The organism is Candidatus Nomurabacteria bacterium (genome assembly GCA_023898565.1).
Classification (GTDB): domain Bacteria; phylum Patescibacteriota; class Minisyncoccia; order Phycocordibacterales; family UBA918; genus OLB19.
The window spans coordinates 465,665-481,969 of the sequence record CP060228.1 but is presented as its reverse complement, the minus strand read 5'-3'; the positions used below and the strand labels follow the sequence as shown (position 1 = coordinate 481,969).

Sequence of the window (16,305 nt, the reverse complement as noted above, 5' to 3'; positions counted from 1 at the left end):
CTAGCGAGTTTTAAGCTGCTTAAGCGCTTCGACTGCAGCGCGAGCATTGTTAAGTTTGTTCTTGCTGCGTGAGAAAATCTTCGCAGTAACATCCTTTACACCACCAAGTTCAAGCACGGTACGTACTGATGAACCAGCCACGAGTCCGCGACCTGGAGCCGGCATAATCATCACTTCACTAGATGACACCTTTACATGTACATCGTGTGGAATGCGACTATCTTTATCCATTGGAATGGTAATCATGTTCTTCTTTGCGTCACGCACTGCCTTTTCAATCGCGAGCTGGGTGTCACCGGCCTTGCCGATACCAACACCAACCTTACCCTTCTTATCTCCAATTACCATTGATACAGAGAATGAGAAACGACGACCGCCGGCCATCACACGAGTAACGCGACGAATGCTGATGATTTTCTGATCGTATTCTGGACGAACACGTTCTGGACGACCACCACGACGTGGGCGACGACCCTGGCCACCACGGCGATCATTTCGATCTCCACCACGACGGCGACGAGGACCACGCTGTCCTGCTTCGCCAGCTGGTGCATCGGTTGCAGCCTGTGGGGCTGCTGCTGGAGCTTGCGCTGCAGCGTCTGACTTCACGTCAGTTGTAGCTTCCTGCTGTTTTTCTTCACTCATTTTTAAGTGTTTATGTAAGTAATAATGCGGCTTTTCATATTAGAGAGTCCCGCGTTCTGAGAAACAGTCCCCCGGACTATTCCTCAGAATTAAATTCGCGCGACGGCACTTTTGAAAAACGAGTTTTCAAAAGTTATCCGGCGCTCATTTAGAACTTAAGTCCTCCTTCTCGAGCGCCGTCAGCCACTGCTGCGACGATTCCCTGGTATCGGAAACCACCGCGGTCAAAGACTGCTTCGGTAATCTTAAGATCAGCTGCTTTCTTAGCTACTGCGGCACCGACAGCCTTACCAGACTCAAGACGAGTTCCTTTCTCTTTACGAGAATCAGCTGAGGCAAGTGTCTTTCCGGACTCATCATCGATGAGTTGTGCATACACTGCAGTATTGCTCTTAAATACAGCGAGACGTGGACGTACAGCTGTACCTGACACTTTGTGTCGGAGACGATTATGTCGCTTAGCGCGAGCAACCGTCTTCTGTGATGATTTGTTTGTCATATCTATGAGTTACAAATTAAGCATTAGACGGCCTTCTTGCCCTGCTTGCGGATAATAAATTCTCCCTGGTACCGAATACCCTTACCCTTGTATGGTTCAGGCTTCTTCACCTTGCGCACATTAGCGGCAAACTGACCGAGTGCATCCTTATCAAACCCAGCAAGGGTGATAACGTTCTTCTGCACTTCAGCGGTGATACCAGCTGGCACCTCAAGTGGTACTGGGTGTGAGAAGCCCATGTTTAGCACGAGCTCATTCCCCTTTACCTCGGCGCGGTATCCAACTCCTTCAATTTCGAGCACCTTAGTGAACCCTTCGGTTACACCAGTGATCATATTGCGAAGATGTGCAGCGTAGGTTCCCCAAAGGGCTGGTGCTGCATCAGTCTTACCTGGAGTCAAAGTAACAGTAGAACCATCGATAGCAATGTCTACATCATCCTTACGGATTTCGCGTGAAAGTTCTCCTTTAGGACCTTTCACCTTCAGTACACCTTCCTCAAATGTGACAGTCACACCGGCAGGAATAGTTACTGGCTGCTTTCCTAGACGACTCATATTACCAAATCATGAAAAGCTGCTCACCACCCACCTTCTTCTCCTTCGCTTCCTCATTGGTGAGGATACCTGCTGGAGTAGAGAGAATCATGTGCCCCTTTCCAAACTTAACCGGATGCAAATCCGCAACTCCTGCGTAGAGACGTCGACCTGGCTTTGAAACACGCTTCACACCGCTGATACGATGTGCTCCCTGTTCGTAGCGAAGTGTCACTTCGAGAGTTTTTTCTTGTACCTGCTTGCCCTTTTCAGACACTGATTCAATGTAACCAGCCTGTACGAGCTTATCGAGAACTGCCTTGCGAAGCTTTGAGTGCGGAACTGAAACCGTTCCCTTCTTTACTGCGCCAGCGTTCTTAAGGCGAACAATCAAATCGCCAATAGTATCGCCTACCATGATGATTTTCTTACGCCTGGTATATGTCCTTCGTGTGCGAATTCGCGGAAACAAATTCGGCACATATCGAAGTCACGCATGTATCCGTGCTTTCGGCCACACTGCTTGCAGCGTCGGACGACACGCGATTTGAACTTTGGAGTACGCTCAGAGCGTACAATAAGTGATGTTCGTGCCACTGTATTTTTGTTATATAAAACAAGCAAACTGACTGAAGTGTACGCTTAACATAGCGACACCATGCAGTAGATTAGATTGTTTTTTGGAGCAGTATCGCAAAGATGCTGCGACTTACTCCCGAATAAATCCGGCTCGGTTTGGCGGGAAATAATTTCTGAAGAAATTATTTCCCGCCCCCTGACCTTAAACGCCCGACCACTCATATATTGAGAACTTGTAGTCGTTCGTCTTGCGCGCAAGAATACCAGAAAATGCAGAAAAAGCAATGGTTTATTGCAAACAAACGGCGCCCACTTCGTGGGCGCCGGTTTGTTTTTATATAGTTTCCTTGTGGAACTATTTTGCTTCCTCTTCCTTTTTCAGTGGCATACCTACGTGACGCAAGAGTGCCTCTGCTTCCTTCTTGTCCTTAGCAGTCGTCACAAGTGTGATTGACATACCGAAGACATCACGAATATCTTCATCAGCAGTTTCTGGGAAGATAGTGTGCTCCTTGATACCAAGCGTGTAGTTCCCCATTTCATCGATAGATGAAGTCTTAAGACCGCGGAAGTCGCGAGTCTGTGGCAATGCGATGTGAATAAGCTTATTGAGGAAGTCATTCATACGCTTACCACGAAGCGTTACCTGGTATCCAATAATTTCACCTTCACGCAACTTAAATGAAGCGATTGACTGACGAGCTGCGCGTGGCGCTGCCTTCTGTCCAGTGATTTCTGCGAGACGATCCTGGATAAGACGAATCTTAGCCTTGTCATCAATCCGTCCCGTACCGACTGACACCACAATCTTTTCGATAGTTGGTGCTTCATGTACGTTCTGGTATCCGAATTCACCCTTGAGTGCATCGAATACATTCTTTAGTTGAGTCTGTACTGTTTCCATACTCTATTACTTAGATTTTCTTTCCTGAAGGACGTGCAACACGAACCTTCTTGCGCTTGTCGCCTTCACCTTCTACGGTGTAGCCGGCACGCACTGCCTTTTCTCCTTCAAGGAGTGACACGTTTGATACGTGCATTGGCATGCTCTTTTCAATAATCTGACCTTGTGAACGGGTGCGACGGTTCTTCTGGTGACGCTTTACTACGTTTACTCCTTCAATTACTACCTGTTCGGTATCACGAAGCGTTGTAAGTACGGTACCAGTCTTCCCCTTGTCCTTCCCGGCAATCACCTTTACGGTATCTCCTTTTCGAATTTTCATACGAATGTTTTCCGTTAGCGACTACACTACCTCTGGGGCAAGTGAGACGATTTTCTGATAACCTGCATCACCGAGTTCACGTGGGATTGGACCAAAAACGCGGTTGGCTTTTGGTTCCTTCTTTTCCTTGTCGACAAGCACTACAGCGTTGTCGTCAAAGCTCACGTATGAACCGTCCTTACGGCGGAATGGCTTGCGCTGACGCACCACCACTCCGTATACAACGTCCTTCTTCTTTACTGGCTTGCGTGGCTCTGCAGTTTGTACTGCGAGCACTACCATTTCTCCAAGCTCAGCATATCGCTTCTTAGATCCACCAAGTACCTTGAAGACTCGGCCGATCTTACCACCTGAGTTGTCGGTGATTTTTACGATTGTCTGTGGCTGAATCATACTACTTGCTGGTTACGAGCTTAAAGGTTTTACGCTTTGAGATCGGGCGGGTTTCGATAATTTCGACCTTGTCGCCTACCTTGGCGGTGTTCCCTGCGTCGTGTACCAAGTACTTCTTGGTGCGGCGCATGAACTTCTTGTATTTTGGATGCTTCACGTATCGCTCTACCGCAACGGTGCAGGTGTCGGTCATCTTAGATGCGACCACTGTACCACGGAGCACGCGACCGTTACTGGTTTGTTCGGTACTCATAACTATTTCGTTTGTGGGTTACGGCGGCGAGCTGAGAGCTCAGTGAGCGTGCGAGCAATTTCGGTTTTTGCACCGCGGATCACACCAGCCTTGCGGCTAAACTGATCCTTGAATCGCTCTTCGCGAATAGCCTGACGAGCCTTCGTTACCATGTCGGTAAGTTCAGCATCTGACTTCTTGCGAATATCTTCCATTTTTGTCATAGACATTTTTATTTACACACGATACAAAGTGTCTCTACACCTTTGTATCTTCACGACGCACGAGTTTTCCTTGTAATGGGAGCTTAGCGCAAGCCTTACGAAAGGCCTCGCGAGCCACGTCTTCAGTAGCACCAGTCACCTCAAAGAGGATACGACCTGGCTTTACTTCAAATACGAAGTGGTCCGGATCTCCTTTACCTTTACCCATCGGCACTTCTGCAGCCTTCTTGGTAATTGGTCGATCTGGGAAAATACGAATCCAAACGCGCCCCGTCTTACCGACAGTTCGACTAATCACACGACGAGCCGCTTCAATCTGATTTGATTTCACGCGTGATGCTGAAGTCGCCTGCAGACCATAGTCACCATGAGACACCGTGATACCACGAGTGTCAGGTCGGTTACGGCGCTCTTCGCTGATGCGATTAGTCTGCCACTTTCGGTGTTTTACTTTCTTTGGAAATAACATATGCGTTATCGAGTTCGATTAGGGCGCGCTTCTGTCTCCTGCTTTCCAGCCTTTCGGTCTGTGAAAACATCGCCGCGGTAAATCCATACCTTGATACCGATTACACCGTATGGAAGGTTTGCTTCTACACGAGCGAAATCAATGTCTGCGCGGAGGGTCTGAAGTGGAATATTCCCCTTCTTGAGCTCTTCCTTGCGTGCCATATCTGCACCGCCGAGTCGACCAGAAAGGATGATACGAACACCCTTTACATCGCGGTTAGCCATTACTTTTTCAATCGTCTGCTTCATCACACGACGAAACGTAAGACGCTTTTCAAGTCCTTCTGAAATCATCTGACCCACAATGCGAGCCGATGACTCTGGTGAACGAACTTCTTCAACATCAATCTTAAGTTCAGGCTTGTCGGTCATCTTCTGCTTGCGCAAGAAGAGATCGATTTCCTTTCGAAGCTGATTGATACCATCACCACTGCGACCGATGATAAGACCTGGTCGAGCAGTTTTGATAATAATGCGAATATCCTTTTCGCTACGTTCAATCTCAACGCTGTCGACTGACATGCCCTTGAGACGCTTCTTGAGCATCTTGCGGAGCGCTGCGTCAACACGGAGGTACTCTCGGAATTTTTCCGGACTAGTGGTGAACCATCGGCTCTTCCAGTCGCGGTTTACACCGATGCGCTGAACGTATGGATGTGCTACGTGTGTCATATCCTTATTTCTTCTCGCCGAGTTCGACTGAGATGTGACTGTTACGCTTGTTAATACGTGATGCAGAACCACGAGCTCGTGGCATAAAGCGCTTCATGGTCGGTGCTTTGTTTACCTGCACTGACTTGATGAAAAGATTTTCTTCCTTTGCACCAGCCTGCTTTGCGTTCGCAATTGCTGACGCAATTACCTTTGCAAATGGACCAGCTGCGCGCTTGTCTACGAAGTTGAGGGCTGTGAGGGCATCAGCGGCCTTCTTGCCGCGCACGAGGTCGGCAATAAGACGAACCTTACGTGGTGACTGACGATAGTTTTTGAGAATTGCTTTCATATATATCGTACTGATTAACCGTTAGCCTTAGCAGCCTTAGCAGCTGCAATTTCAGCCTCCTTCTTCTTCTGATCAAGTTCCTTCTGCATCTTACCTCCGTGGCGCCAGAACTTCTTCGTTGGTGAGAATTCACCAAACTTGTGGCCCACCATTTCTTCTGCAACGAGGACCTCGATGTGGTCGCGCCCGTTGTGTACACCAAAGGTAAACCCAACCATCTCAGGCGAGATTACTGAACCACGAGCCCAGGTCTTGATGACACCGGCTTCAGTTGGCTTTTTCCCAGCGATCTTCTTGAGAAGTCGTTCGTCTACGTTTGGCCCTTTATACAATGATCTAGACATATGTCCTACAAACTAGCCAGTCTGGCGAACTGCTTTGTCGGAGTGGCCGGGCGCTCGTCACGGTACATGTGTACCGCTCCTCGCGCCCACCTCACTCCTCCGCGCATTTCATCCAGCCTAACCAGTTTTCTTTGAATTTAGACCCCGAATGTGATGATTCAAAAAAACCACCTCATTCAGTTTTATTTTGTTGTGAATAAATACCGCTTGTAGGTAGTGCATACGCACCGTCAGTGGCGGCTTGTGAGATTCCCGAGCAGTCCAGTAACGGCCAGACTGCTCTTGTGGTCACCTACTTCGTTCTTTCTTTCGTGCCTAGCCTGCCAGGGTTAGGACTTGAGGTTGGAACGGCATGAGAATACCGGAAATATTGAGGAAAGTCAATATCAAAGAGAGGAAGTGTCAAAAGTAGTATTCAGGTATTGCGAGATTTTGTTACTGAAAACAGGGAAAGGGCTATCTCGAAAGATAGCCCCTCTGATGCCATTGTAAAATGGCATTTACTTTTTCCACCAGATTGCCCAAGCGGTTGCAGCCCCATACATCATATAGGCGACCCTGTGGATTATGTTCTGGAGTGAACTGTACTCATCGAAGTTTACACCAATGCCGCTGTCGATGATCAGGGTCAGTGCACCACCTCCGACGATGATGAGCAGGATGAGAAGCAAACGAGTCATTGGTATTCTCCGTAGATTTGAAAAAATGAAGGACTTCTGTTTATTTTAAAATATCACAAAATATGAAAATGTCAATAATAACGTAATAACGTGAATGTGGGAATGGTGCCCGGCTCGCGAAGCGAGCCGGGCATTTGCAATTATCTTGATATACCAGTACCCTGCAAACAGTTTTTTGTACAACACACAAGGAGGAGCATCATGAAACAAAGTTTGAAGCAACGCATAGAAACCATTGTTTCAGAACTGGTAAGCGACCTGTCATTCCTTGAAACTGCAGCTTCAACACCAGGCTGGGCACATGGATCGGCGAGGTTTTTAAACCTCTGTATACAAGCAGGTTTTATCTCAAGAGCAAAACTACTTGACATGATCGACAAGCAAATCAAGGTTGTTGGCAAAGCTAATATAAGAATAAACCCTTGTCCTGACCACATCCTCTCACCAGCAGCCTTGGCCTATGCCATTAAGCACAACGCGCTTTCTGAACAAGAACTTCAGAGTATCCAATACAATGGTGATACTGAGGCAGAATTCGTCGCTCTCTACGACGAACCAAATTTCTGCGGGCAGATTTTAGACCAGCTCTTGTCGCTTAATCCTGATGATTACTCGATTCTCGGGAAAACTGGTCGTGAGCAAAATTTGCCTTGTGAAGGATGTTAAAACTCTGGCCGGAAGCGCTTTGCGCTTCCGGCTTTTTCTTTTTTGACTTTGTCTGTTAGGCTACATACACATGGCAAAAGCGCGTGGCCGCGAACATTCAACACTCACTGAAACCGCCGATTTGGTCGTGCGCGAACTTGAACGTATTACCGGTATTAAAATGATTGCGCCAGGCGAAATCCGCACCAATAGCCGTAGTGCCAAGGGGAGATTTGTGACGTGTGTCTATACTACCGCCGGCTTTGAGCTTATTATCAGCGGACAGAGCACGCAGAAGGTCGCGGTACACACCAGTCTCAACCCGCGTCAGATTTTTGCTGAGCTTAAAGCCAGCAAAAAATTGCGCGAGTTTGTCTTTAAAGAGAGAGAACGAAAACCTGGTACCTAAAATTAAATACAAAAGGGCGCCCGCTTCGCGGGCGCCCTTTTGTATTCTACCTCTTACAGCTCATCGAGCGCATCTTCAATTGCATCAAGCGCCTCATCAACCAAGTCCATTACTTCATCGTAATCTTCGTCGTCAAACGCATCTTCAGCGTCATTAAGCAGATCCTTAGCTTCATCCAGATAATCCCAGGCGTCATCGACGTCATCATCATCTTCAGCGTCGCGGATTTCGTCACGCGCATCCTTGTATTCATCCCAGGCGTCATCAATTGCCTCTTCTGCGTCTGCTTCGTCATCTACTCCGCCAATCGCATCAAGTGCCTCTTCAATCAAATCTTTAGCGTCCTTAGCATACTCAACAGCGTCAGCGTAATCCTCGTCGTCAATCGCAATATCAGCCTTCTTTAGTTTTCGCTCTGCATCATCAAAGTAGCCCCATGCATCGTCAACATCTTCTCCGTCATCCTCTGCTTCATCAATTTCATCTTCTGCTTCAGCGAGGTCATCCCACACGTCTTCAACATAACTCTCAGCATCTTTATCTGATATGAGATCAATCTCGTCCTCTGCATCTTCTAGCAGCTCCTCCGCATCAAGGGCATCACTGATTGCCTGACGATACACACGATTATCAAAGGCATCTTGCGCATCATCGAGCAAGTCTCGCGCATCATCGAGCAAGTCTTCAGCGTCACCCGTATCGGCACCATCATCTTCCGCTTCTTCAAAAAGATCTAGGACGTCGTCGTACAAATCTTCTACATCATCAAGCGTATCTTCTGCCTTACTCGCATCAGATTCCCCACCAGCATCTTCAAAAGAGTCTGTTGCATCAGCGAGCGCATCAAGTGCGGATTCCTCCGCGCTTGCATAATCCTCATCAAAATACTGTTGTAAAGCATCAAAAAGTGTTTCAATCGCATCTCGCACATCAGCATCTATATCAGTCGCTTCGTCAGGGTCGTCCTCACGCAAATCGTCAAGCTCTTCAAACGCATCGATAATCATGCTCATCGCATCACTGATTCCTTTCTCAGAATCTTTTTGAGTCTGACTCTTAGCGTATGTTGATACCCCTGCGACTTGCGGAGCTGGAGGGGTGACTGAAGTTGGAGTAACTACGGTCGCCACTGCCAGCTGCTCGGCTTTCTGCTCCTTAAGCACTGCAACCAAGTCAATGAGATACGCAGCCTGAGACTTTGGACCAAAGACCCCGCTCGCTGGACTAACCCCTTTGGCTTCCTGCCACTTCTTTACGGCTGCTTCAGTCAACAAACCGTATTTATTGGTTTCGTTTCCTTTGGAGCCAGGACCCTCTTCCGCAACAGTAAATCCACGCTCATTGAGGTACTCCTGAAGACAACGCACGCTCTCATCAATCACTCCCATGTCGAGCGTTTGTCCAAATGAACACTGGCCAGTTTGTGCCGACGCACCAAACGGCACAGCGATAAGTGCAAGTGCTATGGCGATTGCCCCAAGACTAAACTGTTGAATTTTTAAAGACACATTCATACACTCAATAATTAACGATTATTGCTACTATTGTAACATCATTAAACGCACAGTAAAAAACTGCCTACAGGCAGTTTTTTACTGTGCGAATTTAGGTTGCTTAGCTACCCCAACAATCAAACAAATTATAGCTATTCGAGCTATTATCAATAGTCATCACATAGTGGCTTGAAAAGCCGCTTGGGCACGAACATGCATTGCTGAATCTATTTTTCAAATAACAGCCGCCTCCTGTGTACAAGACATATGTTCCCGCATAAGCGCCGGGAGCAACTGTGCTACCTGAAATGTCACTCCAATCAGTGATGCAGTTCGTATCGCTTCCGTCGTTATTAATACATACTTTTGGGGCTGACACCCGATTATCCTGTCCTCCTGCATTAGAGACGTTAACTGACCCCGTCAAACCAAGGCCACCTCCGCGCGTTTGATATGTCGCCAATGAACCGGCTGTAATTGGCGGTAAAACGTTTGCATTCGGAGGAGCATCTGTTGGCGCAGTCCATGCAACCAAATATTGCACTGAAGTACTCATGAGGACCCCCACCAATAATCCAAGAAATGCGTATGAAAAGTGTTTTTTGGTCATAGATTTTAATTATTTTTTTCTAATAGTTGTAGCTGCGTTTCAATTTCTACTGAGTCAACCTCAGGTGGAGACTGTTGTGCTCGCAACTCATCGTCTTTCTCCAAATAGATGTCATCTGAGATTTTTTCTACACTGGCATTATTTTTTTCGAGGATTTCTAGCTGCTTTTGCACTAAATCTGCCTCAGACTCAGCGGGTGTACTGACAGCAGGCATGATTAGCTGAGTTGATTTGTACCGAGCAAACAAAGACACCAGTAAAATAATTAGTAACAAAGAGAGGACTACGCCTACATAAACTAACGTGTGTTGAGTTGGTTTAACTTCTTCTGGCTGGTGCGTTTCTTCCATAGAAATTTATTACGTACGATACTATTATACATGATGCTACAGGGTGGCACACAATAACCTTAGTAAAACACACAGGAATCAACCAGAAACGGTAGCAACCTAGCAGTATCGTTAAATAAATCCAGCCGAAGCTGGATTTTTATTCTTTACTTCCCGCGTCACAGGTTACTAAGTAAACTGTTTCGCTTTGCTCACAATCTACTAAGTACCTGCTACTCCACCTCAGCCATTTATCGCGCTAGGAAGGCACTCGAAATATGCCTGCGGTCGAGCAAGAAGCACGCGGCTGCCGCAGGGCAGCTGCTAAACATGAAAAAACTCGGCAGTTGCCGAGTTTTTTCATGTTTACTTCCCGCTCCGCATGAGCTTTCCAGGCTTGCGGCGAGATACGATAAGCTTGTTTGAGTACTTCTTTGGTGAACGAGTCTTCTGACCCTTTCCAGTAGGACGACCCTGCTTGGTTCGTGCGCGACGATGTCCTCGCGGAGCGCGTCCTTCACCACCTCCATGTGGGTGGTCCACCGCGTTACGAGCGCTACCACGGTTCTTCGGACGAAGCCCCATGTGTCGCGCGCGACCGGCCTTACCAATCGATACCAAACGGTACTCTTCGTTTGATACTGAACCAACTGATGCCCAGGCAGAGTTTAGTACTTTGCGGATTTCAGATGATGGCATCTTAAGCGTGGTGTGCTTGCTGTCCTGCGCTACCACTTCGATAGCGTTACCAGCTGAGCGGCCGAGCTTTGCGCCTGCTCCTGGGTTGATTTCTACGTTATACACGAAGGTACCAACAGGGATAGCTGCAAGCGGGAGACGGTTTCCTGTCTTTACCTTAGCGGTTTCTGAAACGATAATTTCAGAACCAACTTCGAGATCCTGCGGCGCAAGGATGTACCGGCGTTCACCGTCTGCGTAACACACAAGTGCGATAAATCCTGAACGGAATGGATCGTACTCGATTGTTTCTACCTTGGCTGGAATATTCTTCTTATTGAACTTGAAGTCAATTTCACGATACGTGCGCTTGTTTCCACCACCACGGTAGTGATTGGTGATACGACCAGCGCTGTTACGTCCACCCGTACTTTTCTTACCCTTGGTAAGAGACTTTAGTGGATTGCTCTTGGTCGTTGAGAGCTTCAATTTATACTCAATCACGGAACCATCGCGGCGTCCGGCTGAGGTTGGTTTATATTTCTTCATAACTGTTTAGTTAGAAACTAGTGAATCTATGATTCTTATCTTCCTAACGGATAATAGTTTGGATTACACTAGGTTAATAGTGTCACCCTTCTTGAGATACACGTACGCCTTCTTGAGACCTGCTACGTGCTTCATGCGGTTGCGGCTTCCCTGAAGACGCGATGCCGGCTTTTTGTTGACGATGTTTACCTTCACCGGCGTCACGTTGTAGAGCGCTTTGATTGCATCACGCACCTGGAACTTAGTTGCATCACGCTTCACATTGAAGGTGTACACATTCTGTTCTCCCATGTGCACTGACTTCTCAGTCAGGCGAGGGGCAATGATGATCGCGTCGAGGTTGTAGTCAGTCGCGAGCGCTTTTGGAGCAACTACGGCTGGCTTATTCTCAACCACGCTCTCGTCCTTGGTTTCTTTCTTCTTTCCAAAGAGAGCCATATACTACTTTGACTTAGGAGTGGTAGCGACACGCTTTTCGAGAATCTCGACTGAGCTATTTGCATCGGCTACAACTACATACTTGTAAGTAAGGAGATCAACTGGGTTAACATCCTTAGTTTGAACTACTTCGATATTACCGAAGTTGCGGAAACTCTTTTCAGTCGCAAGATTGCGTTCTGCAAGGAGTACTACTGCTGCATTCTTTCGCTTGCGCGCCATCGCTTCATTTCCTGAACCGTTAGCAATCGCTGCAAATACAGACTTCGCATCCTTAGTTTTTGGAGCTTCCATTGCGAGTGAATCAACGAAGATTACTTCAGCATCTGCGAGCTTCTTTGAAAGAACGCTTGCCAGTGCCTTAGCACGCACCTTTTTATTGATTTTTACGCTGTAATCCTTCTCACTTCGTGGACCAAAGGTGACACCTCCGCCTGTCCAGATTGGAGAACGACGTGAACCGTGACGTGCACGACCAGTACCCTTCTGCTTCCATGGCTTCTTACCACCACCGCGTACTTCACTGCGGTCCTTGGTGTGAGCGTTACCTTCGCGGGCATTTGCCTGCATACCGATAACTACTTCGTGTACGAGATCTGGGTTCCAGGTAGCTCCGAACACTGCTTCTGGAAGGGTTACCTTGCCAGTTTCTTTTCCGTCTTTAGAAAATACTTTTGCATCCATATGTTTGTTGTTACTTAGGCGCCGTAGACCTCTACTAATGTTCCCTTTCGACCTGGCACAGCTCCTGACACCACGAGGATGTTTTCGGCTGCGTTTACCTGAAGGACCTTAAGACCCTTCACGGTTACTGTATCGCTACCCATACGGCCAGCCATACGTGTTCCCTTTAGAACGCGGTTCTTACCGGTTGCACCGATAGATCCTGGTTCACGTTCTGAGTGCTTTTGACCATGTGAACGACGACCACCGGCAAAGCCGTGGCGCTTCACTACACCCTGGAATCCCTTACCTTTTGAGATAGCAGATACAGAGATGTCATCACCTGGAGTGAACATAGTCACATCAATCGCAGCACCCTTTTCGATACCATCGATTACAGTCTCTTCCCCAGTACGAGGACGAAACTCTCGAGCGATCGCTACTGAAGCACCGAAGTGTCCCTTCATAGCCTTATTGGTACGATGCTCCTTCTGCTCACCTGAAGCAAGCTGAACTGCTGCATACCCATCCTTTTCTACAGTCTTCACCTGCGCAATCACAGCTGGTGAAACCTTTAGAACAGTTGCCGCACGACACACCCCTTCGGCATCGAAGACCTGTGTCATTCCGGTCTTTTCTCCAACAATGAATTTCATTGATTGTATGGATTAGTTAATAAACGCTTTCTGACCCATACGACAAACCGCGCGAATTTTTTGGCGCGAGCACAGCTCGCACTAAAAAATTCGCGCGGTTTGTGCCCATTGGTCCGCAGAAACACTGCGTACATAGGTCTTCAAAAGCTGGGGCTAGTATACTGATTTATTCAAAAAAAGCAACAAAAAAGCCGACCAATGTGGCCGACTTTGTGTTATTTAATAAACAAGAGTTTTCTACGGATGGTTAGGCAACCATCGGTGCAATATAGAGGTACGTAAGCGTACCGAGCATTGCGAGACTGAGACACTGGACCATCCAGCTATTCTCCGACTGAAATGACATCTTGTTATCTTCTAGATTTTGCATACAACGTAATGTATTAATGCTAAAGAACTACTTGAAAGAACTATTTCTAAGTTCGCCAGGTTTGTGTAAATCAAACCTGATGAAACAACAGAACGGGCGAGTCCTTGCGGACTCGCCCTCCTGTTATGCATCTATTATCTCCTTATCAAGAAAATGTGCAAGTACCACACTGGGGATAAATGTGGATAACTTTTAATTATTCACTGCTCTGCTCCAAAAGAAAAACCACCCGAAGGTGGTTTTTCTTTTTGGCAACAGAGTGCCTGAGTTGAGGTAGCGACATAAGAAAAAGCCACAATACGTGGCTTTTTCTTATGTTTGGCAACAGCGCCAAATCAGTGAGGAAGTGACTTGTATTAGTTACTTCTGTGATGAGTCTTCTCCGGCCCGTCCTAGGAACGGGACGGCCTCCGAAGAACCAAAATCATAGTCGGCTTTGCCTCCTTGATTTTGGCTACATCATCTTTACGTCGATGTTCACTCCTGATGGAAGTGAGAGGTTCGTGAGAGCCTCAACGACTTTAGGACTCGGATTGAGAATGTCGATCACACGCTTGTGTGTTCGCATCTCAAATTGTTCTCGCGCGTCCTTGTGCACGAAAGTTGAACGATTTACCGTGTACTTTTTGATTTCAGTTGGAAGCGGAATTGGTCCGACCACCTGAGCATCAAAGCGCATTGCGGTATCAATGATTTGCTTCACTGATGTATCGAGAATCTTGTGCTCGTACGCACGCACTCGAATGCGAAGCTTATTGATCGCGCCAGTTGATGTAGTGTCTGTAGCCATGATGTGTACGTTTAATTAAGCGTTATTACGCAATAATCTTAGTTACCACACCAGCACCTACAGTCTTACCACCTTCACGGATAGCAAAGTTCTGCTGCTCTTCAAGCGCTACTGCAGATACAAGCTTTACCTTGAATGTTGCAGTGTCTCCTGGCATTACCATTTCGGTACCTTCTGCGAGTGTTACGTCACCAGTTACGTCTGTTGTACGTACGTAGAACTGTGGCTTGTATCCTGAGAAGAATGGTGTGTGACGACCACCTTCATCCTTTGAAAGTACGTATACTTCAGCCTCGAACTCAGTGTGTGGGGTTACAGAACCCTTCGCAGCGAGTACCTGACCTCGGTGTACGTCCTCCTTCTTAGTACCACGGAGAAGAATACCAGCGTTGTCACCAGCCTGAGCACGGTCGAGCTGCTTGTTGAACATTTCAACACCAGTCACTGTAGTGACGGTAGTATCCTTGATACCAACAATCTCTACTTCTTCACCCACCTTAACTGCACCACGCTCTACACGACCAGTTACTACTGTACCGCGACCTTCAATTGAGAAGATGTCTTCGATTGGCATCAGGAATGGCTTGTCGAGATCACGTTCTGGTGTTGGGAAGTAGTCGTCCATTGCGTTAGCAAGGTCGAGCACCTTCTTGCCCCACTCAGATGTTGCATCCTCAAGTGCCTTGAGCCCTGAACCATGGATGATCGGTGCATTTTCACCATCGTATCCATTGGCAGTGAGAAGTTCACGAAGTTCTTCTTCAACGAGCATAAGCATTTCTTCATCATCCACCATGTCGCACTTGTTGAGGAACACGATGATCTTTGGTACACCCACCTGCTTTGCAAGAAGTACGTGCTCACGTGTCTGTGGCATCGCACCGTCTGTAGCAGCTACTACAAGTACTGCGCCGTCCATCTGAGCAGCACCAGTAATCATGTTCTTGATGTAGTCCGCGTGACCTGGCGCATCGATGTGCGCATAGTGTCGCTTTGGAGTCTCATACTCAGAGTGTGAGAGAGAAATAGTAATACCGCGAGCCTTTTCTTCTGGGGCCTTATCGATATCTTCAACTGCCTTTACGTTTGCTCCGTACCCTTCTCCTTCATGAGCCTTGAGTACAGTAAGAATAGCAGCCGTCAAAGTAGTCTTACCGTGGTCTACGTGACCAATAGTACCTACGTTGATGTGCGGCTTTGAACGATCAAAATCTGCCATATTAAAGTAGATTAGTTTTAATGATAATTAAAAATTACTCGTACGCACACTGCGTATAAAAAAAGCCTATAGTAAAAATACTGTAGGCTCTTTCGCAGCGCATAATTCCCGTGTGCAAACAAGACGGCGCGAGAACGCCGCGTCTCGTTTACCAACGAGCACGTGTGAAAGAGCAATTATTCTATACCGTCACACAATGGTGACAGTGCGGCTATGGTACCAGAGATATCTGGTTTTGCAAGCACTCACGGCCGGGCTCTTTGGAGGAGGCTCCAATTTTATTAGTGCACCCCACCAACAGAACGCAACCGCTCGCGCAGCTGCTCTACCACCACTTCAACCTGAGCTGGATCACCGCCTTCTTCAAGATATTCCGTGACAACGGTGCGTAGCACATCCCCGTTACCTGGAGTTTGGATCCATTTCATGACAGATTCCTCGTTACCGTCAAAAAGTGCCGCCAGCACCGGACCTTGCAGTTCAATAATGGCTTGATTTGAGACTTCCTCAAGCACCACCTCATCACCTTGAGATGATTGCGGTACCGATTCTGGGTATGTTGGCATATGTATATAAAGTACCGCA

At 47.4% G+C, this 16,305-nt stretch carries 27 protein-coding genes; 2 read left to right on the top strand and 25 right to left on the bottom strand.

Features of this window, described 5'->3' with window-relative positions:
- The 15 genes from rpsE to H6780_02410 form a co-directional block, all read right to left on the bottom strand.
- Positions 1 to 645: a 30S ribosomal protein S5 gene (rpsE, locus tag H6780_02480; protein USN88344.1), complete on the bottom strand. Its 645-nt coding sequence runs from the start codon at positions 643 to 645 to the stop codon at positions 1 to 3.
- A 148-nt stretch (positions 646 to 793) separates the two neighbouring features.
- Complete coding sequence (locus tag H6780_02475; protein ID USN88343.1) at positions 794 to 1,144, bottom strand: 50S ribosomal protein L18; 351 nt, start codon at positions 1,142 to 1,144, stop codon at positions 794 to 796.
- A 23-nt stretch (positions 1,145 to 1,167) separates the two neighbouring features.
- A complete protein-coding gene (gene rplF / locus H6780_02470; protein ID USN88342.1) occupies positions 1,168 to 1,701 on the bottom strand; it encodes a 50S ribosomal protein L6 in 534 nt (177 codons plus the stop codon).
- A gap of 1 nt (position 1,702) precedes the next feature.
- The gene (rpsH, locus tag H6780_02465; GenBank protein USN88341.1) at positions 1,703 to 2,098 is read right to left on the bottom strand and encodes a 30S ribosomal protein S8; all 396 of its coding nucleotides are present in this window, start codon (positions 2,096 to 2,098) and stop codon (positions 1,703 to 1,705) included.
- Positions 2,092 to 2,277 (bottom strand): type Z 30S ribosomal protein S14, encoded by a 186-nt coding sequence (locus tag H6780_02460; protein USN88340.1) that lies wholly within the window; start codon positions 2,275 to 2,277, stop codon positions 2,092 to 2,094. Before H6780_02460 ends, rpsH begins: the two co-directional genes overlap by 7 nt.
- 337 nt (positions 2,278 to 2,614) lie before the next feature.
- The gene (gene rplE / locus H6780_02455) at positions 2,615 to 3,163 is read right to left on the bottom strand and encodes a 50S ribosomal protein L5 (protein ID USN88339.1); all 549 of its coding nucleotides are present in this window, start codon (positions 3,161 to 3,163) and stop codon (positions 2,615 to 2,617) included.
- A 10-nt stretch (positions 3,164 to 3,173) separates the two neighbouring features.
- Entirely contained in the window at positions 3,174 to 3,485 is a 312-nt protein-coding gene (rplX, locus tag H6780_02450) for a 50S ribosomal protein L24 (protein USN88338.1), read from the bottom strand.
- A gap of 21 nt (positions 3,486 to 3,506) precedes the next feature.
- Positions 3,507 to 3,878, bottom strand: coding sequence for a 50S ribosomal protein L14 (gene rplN / locus H6780_02445; GenBank protein ID USN88337.1), 372 nt, complete (start codon positions 3,876 to 3,878; stop codon positions 3,507 to 3,509).
- 1 nt (position 3,879) lies between these two features.
- Complete coding sequence (gene rpsQ, locus H6780_02440) at positions 3,880 to 4,131, bottom strand: 30S ribosomal protein S17 (protein ID USN88336.1); 252 nt, start codon at positions 4,129 to 4,131, stop codon at positions 3,880 to 3,882.
- Between the two features lie 2 nt (positions 4,132 to 4,133).
- Complete coding sequence (gene rpmC, locus H6780_02435) at positions 4,134 to 4,334, bottom strand: 50S ribosomal protein L29 (GenBank protein USN88335.1); 201 nt, start codon at positions 4,332 to 4,334, stop codon at positions 4,134 to 4,136.
- A gap of 34 nt (positions 4,335 to 4,368) precedes the next feature.
- Positions 4,369 to 4,803: a 50S ribosomal protein L16 gene (gene rplP / locus H6780_02430; GenBank protein USN88334.1), complete on the bottom strand. Its 435-nt coding sequence runs from the start codon at positions 4,801 to 4,803 to the stop codon at positions 4,369 to 4,371.
- Positions 4,804 to 4,808: 5 nt separating this feature from the next.
- Positions 4,809 to 5,516 carry a 30S ribosomal protein S3 gene (rpsC, locus tag H6780_02425; GenBank protein USN88333.1) on the bottom strand — a complete coding sequence of 236 codons (708 nt, stop codon included), beginning with the start codon at positions 5,514 to 5,516 and terminating at the stop codon, positions 4,809 to 4,811.
- Between the two features lie 4 nt (positions 5,517 to 5,520).
- Complete coding sequence (gene rplV / locus H6780_02420) at positions 5,521 to 5,847, bottom strand: 50S ribosomal protein L22 (protein USN88332.1); 327 nt, start codon at positions 5,845 to 5,847, stop codon at positions 5,521 to 5,523.
- Positions 5,848 to 5,861: 14 nt separating this feature from the next.
- Positions 5,862 to 6,191, bottom strand: coding sequence for a 30S ribosomal protein S19 (gene rpsS / locus H6780_02415; GenBank protein ID USN89248.1), 330 nt, complete (start codon positions 6,189 to 6,191; stop codon positions 5,862 to 5,864).
- Between the two features lie 500 nt (positions 6,192 to 6,691).
- A complete protein-coding gene (locus tag H6780_02410) occupies positions 6,692 to 6,871 on the bottom strand; it encodes a hypothetical protein (GenBank protein USN89247.1) in 180 nt (59 codons plus the stop codon).
- 201 nt (positions 6,872 to 7,072) lie between these two features.
- Between H6780_02410 and H6780_02405 the strand changes: the two genes are divergently transcribed.
- Positions 7,073 to 7,537 (top strand): hypothetical protein, encoded by a 465-nt coding sequence (locus tag H6780_02405; protein ID USN89246.1) that lies wholly within the window; start codon positions 7,073 to 7,075, stop codon positions 7,535 to 7,537.
- A gap of 70 nt (positions 7,538 to 7,607) precedes the next feature.
- Positions 7,608 to 7,925 carry a hypothetical protein gene (locus H6780_02400; protein USN89245.1) on the top strand — a complete coding sequence of 106 codons (318 nt, stop codon included), beginning with the start codon at positions 7,608 to 7,610 and terminating at the stop codon, positions 7,923 to 7,925.
- A 53-nt stretch (positions 7,926 to 7,978) separates the two neighbouring features.
- Here the strand turns inward: H6780_02400 and H6780_02395 are convergent, their stop codons facing one another.
- From H6780_02395 to H6780_02350, 10 genes are all read right to left on the bottom strand, one after another.
- Positions 7,979 to 9,439 carry a peptidoglycan-binding protein gene (locus tag H6780_02395; GenBank protein USN89244.1) on the bottom strand — a complete coding sequence of 487 codons (1,461 nt, stop codon included), beginning with the start codon at positions 9,437 to 9,439 and terminating at the stop codon, positions 7,979 to 7,981.
- 100 nt (positions 9,440 to 9,539) lie between these two features.
- Positions 9,540 to 10,028, bottom strand: a complete 489-nt coding sequence (locus H6780_02390) for a hypothetical protein (GenBank protein USN89243.1) — start codon at positions 10,026 to 10,028, stop codon at positions 9,540 to 9,542.
- 5 nt (positions 10,029 to 10,033) lie between these two features.
- Entirely contained in the window at positions 10,034 to 10,378 is a 345-nt protein-coding gene (locus H6780_02385) for a hypothetical protein (GenBank protein ID USN89242.1), read from the bottom strand.
- Positions 10,379 to 10,723: 345 nt separating this feature from the next.
- Entirely contained in the window at positions 10,724 to 11,584 is an 861-nt protein-coding gene (rplB, locus tag H6780_02380) for a 50S ribosomal protein L2 (protein ID USN89241.1), read from the bottom strand.
- A 63-nt stretch (positions 11,585 to 11,647) separates the two neighbouring features.
- Entirely contained in the window at positions 11,648 to 12,022 is a 375-nt protein-coding gene (locus tag H6780_02375) for a 50S ribosomal protein L23 (GenBank protein ID USN89240.1), read from the bottom strand.
- Positions 12,023 to 12,025: 3 nt separating this feature from the next.
- Positions 12,026 to 12,706 carry a 50S ribosomal protein L4 gene (rplD, locus tag H6780_02370; protein USN89239.1) on the bottom strand — a complete coding sequence of 227 codons (681 nt, stop codon included), beginning with the start codon at positions 12,704 to 12,706 and terminating at the stop codon, positions 12,026 to 12,028.
- A gap of 14 nt (positions 12,707 to 12,720) precedes the next feature.
- Entirely contained in the window at positions 12,721 to 13,341 is a 621-nt protein-coding gene (gene rplC, locus H6780_02365; GenBank protein USN89238.1) for a 50S ribosomal protein L3, read from the bottom strand.
- A gap of 824 nt (positions 13,342 to 14,165) precedes the next feature.
- The gene (rpsJ, locus tag H6780_02360; protein ID USN89237.1) at positions 14,166 to 14,501 is read right to left on the bottom strand and encodes a 30S ribosomal protein S10; all 336 of its coding nucleotides are present in this window, start codon (positions 14,499 to 14,501) and stop codon (positions 14,166 to 14,168) included.
- 25 nt (positions 14,502 to 14,526) lie between these two features.
- Positions 14,527 to 15,720: an elongation factor Tu gene (gene tuf / locus H6780_02355; protein ID USN89236.1), complete on the bottom strand. Its 1,194-nt coding sequence runs from the start codon at positions 15,718 to 15,720 to the stop codon at positions 14,527 to 14,529.
- A 281-nt stretch (positions 15,721 to 16,001) separates the two neighbouring features.
- Complete coding sequence (locus H6780_02350) at positions 16,002 to 16,286, bottom strand: hypothetical protein (GenBank protein USN89235.1); 285 nt, start codon at positions 16,284 to 16,286, stop codon at positions 16,002 to 16,004.
- Between the last annotated feature and the right edge of the window lie 19 nt (positions 16,287 to 16,305).

Coding starts and splice junctions, on each gene's coding strand:
- rplN (USN88337.1), bottom strand. CDS start 3,878: ATGATTCAGCCACAGACAATCGTAAAAATCACCGACAACTCAGGTGGT.
- rpsQ (USN88336.1), bottom strand. CDS start 4,131: ATGAGTACCGAACAAACCAGTAACGGTCGCGTGCTCCGTGGTACAGTG.
- rplV (USN88332.1), bottom strand. CDS start 5,847: ATGAAAGCAATTCTCAAAAACTATCGTCAGTCACCACGTAAGGTTCGT.
- rpsH (USN88341.1), bottom strand. CDS start 2,098: ATGGTAGGCGATACTATTGGCGATTTGATTGTTCGCCTTAAGAACGCT.
- H6780_02385 (USN89242.1), bottom strand. CDS start 10,378: ATGGAAGAAACGCACCAGCCAGAAGAAGTTAAACCAACTCAACACACG.
- rplB (USN89241.1), bottom strand. CDS start 11,584: ATGAAGAAATATAAACCAACCTCAGCCGGACGCCGCGATGGTTCCGTG.
- rpsJ (USN89237.1), bottom strand. CDS start 14,501: ATGGCTACAGACACTACATCAACTGGCGCGATCAATAAGCTTCGCATT.
- rplX (USN88338.1), bottom strand. CDS start 3,485: ATGAAAATTCGAAAAGGAGATACCGTAAAGGTGATTGCCGGGAAGGAC.
- rpsS (USN89248.1), bottom strand. CDS start 6,191: ATGTCTAGATCATTGTATAAAGGGCCAAACGTAGACGAACGACTTCTC.
- rplE (USN88339.1), bottom strand. CDS start 3,163: ATGGAAACAGTACAGACTCAACTAAAGAATGTATTCGATGCACTCAAG.
- H6780_02390 (USN89243.1), bottom strand. CDS start 10,028: ATGACCAAAAAACACTTTTCATACGCATTTCTTGGATTATTGGTGGGG.
- rpsE (USN88344.1), bottom strand. CDS start 645: ATGAGTGAAGAAAAACAGCAGGAAGCTACAACTGACGTGAAGTCAGAC.
- H6780_02475 (USN88343.1), bottom strand. CDS start 1,144: ATGACAAACAAATCATCACAGAAGACGGTTGCTCGCGCTAAGCGACAT.
- rplF (USN88342.1), bottom strand. CDS start 1,701: ATGAGTCGTCTAGGAAAGCAGCCAGTAACTATTCCTGCCGGTGTGACT.
- H6780_02350 (USN89235.1), bottom strand. CDS start 16,286: ATGCCAACATACCCAGAATCGGTACCGCAATCATCTCAAGGTGATGAG.
- H6780_02410 (USN89247.1), bottom strand. CDS start 6,871: ATGACTCGTTTGCTTCTCATCCTGCTCATCATCGTCGGAGGTGGTGCA.
- rplP (USN88334.1), bottom strand. CDS start 4,803: ATGTTATTTCCAAAGAAAGTAAAACACCGAAAGTGGCAGACTAATCGC.
- H6780_02395 (USN89244.1), bottom strand. CDS start 9,439: ATGAATGTGTCTTTAAAAATTCAACAGTTTAGTCTTGGGGCAATCGCC.
- H6780_02405 (USN89246.1), top strand. CDS start 7,073: ATGAAACAAAGTTTGAAGCAACGCATAGAAACCATTGTTTCAGAACTG.
- rplD (USN89239.1), bottom strand. CDS start 12,706: ATGGATGCAAAAGTATTTTCTAAAGACGGAAAAGAAACTGGCAAGGTA.
- H6780_02400 (USN89245.1), top strand. CDS start 7,608: ATGGCAAAAGCGCGTGGCCGCGAACATTCAACACTCACTGAAACCGCC.
- rpmC (USN88335.1), bottom strand. CDS start 4,334: ATGACAAAAATGGAAGATATTCGCAAGAAGTCAGATGCTGAACTTACC.
- tuf (USN89236.1), bottom strand. CDS start 15,720: ATGGCAGATTTTGATCGTTCAAAGCCGCACATCAACGTAGGTACTATT.
- rpsC (USN88333.1), bottom strand. CDS start 5,516: ATGACACACGTAGCACATCCATACGTTCAGCGCATCGGTGTAAACCGC.
- rplC (USN89238.1), bottom strand. CDS start 13,341: ATGAAATTCATTGTTGGAGAAAAGACCGGAATGACACAGGTCTTCGAT.
- H6780_02375 (USN89240.1), bottom strand. CDS start 12,022: ATGGCTCTCTTTGGAAAGAAGAAAGAAACCAAGGACGAGAGCGTGGTT.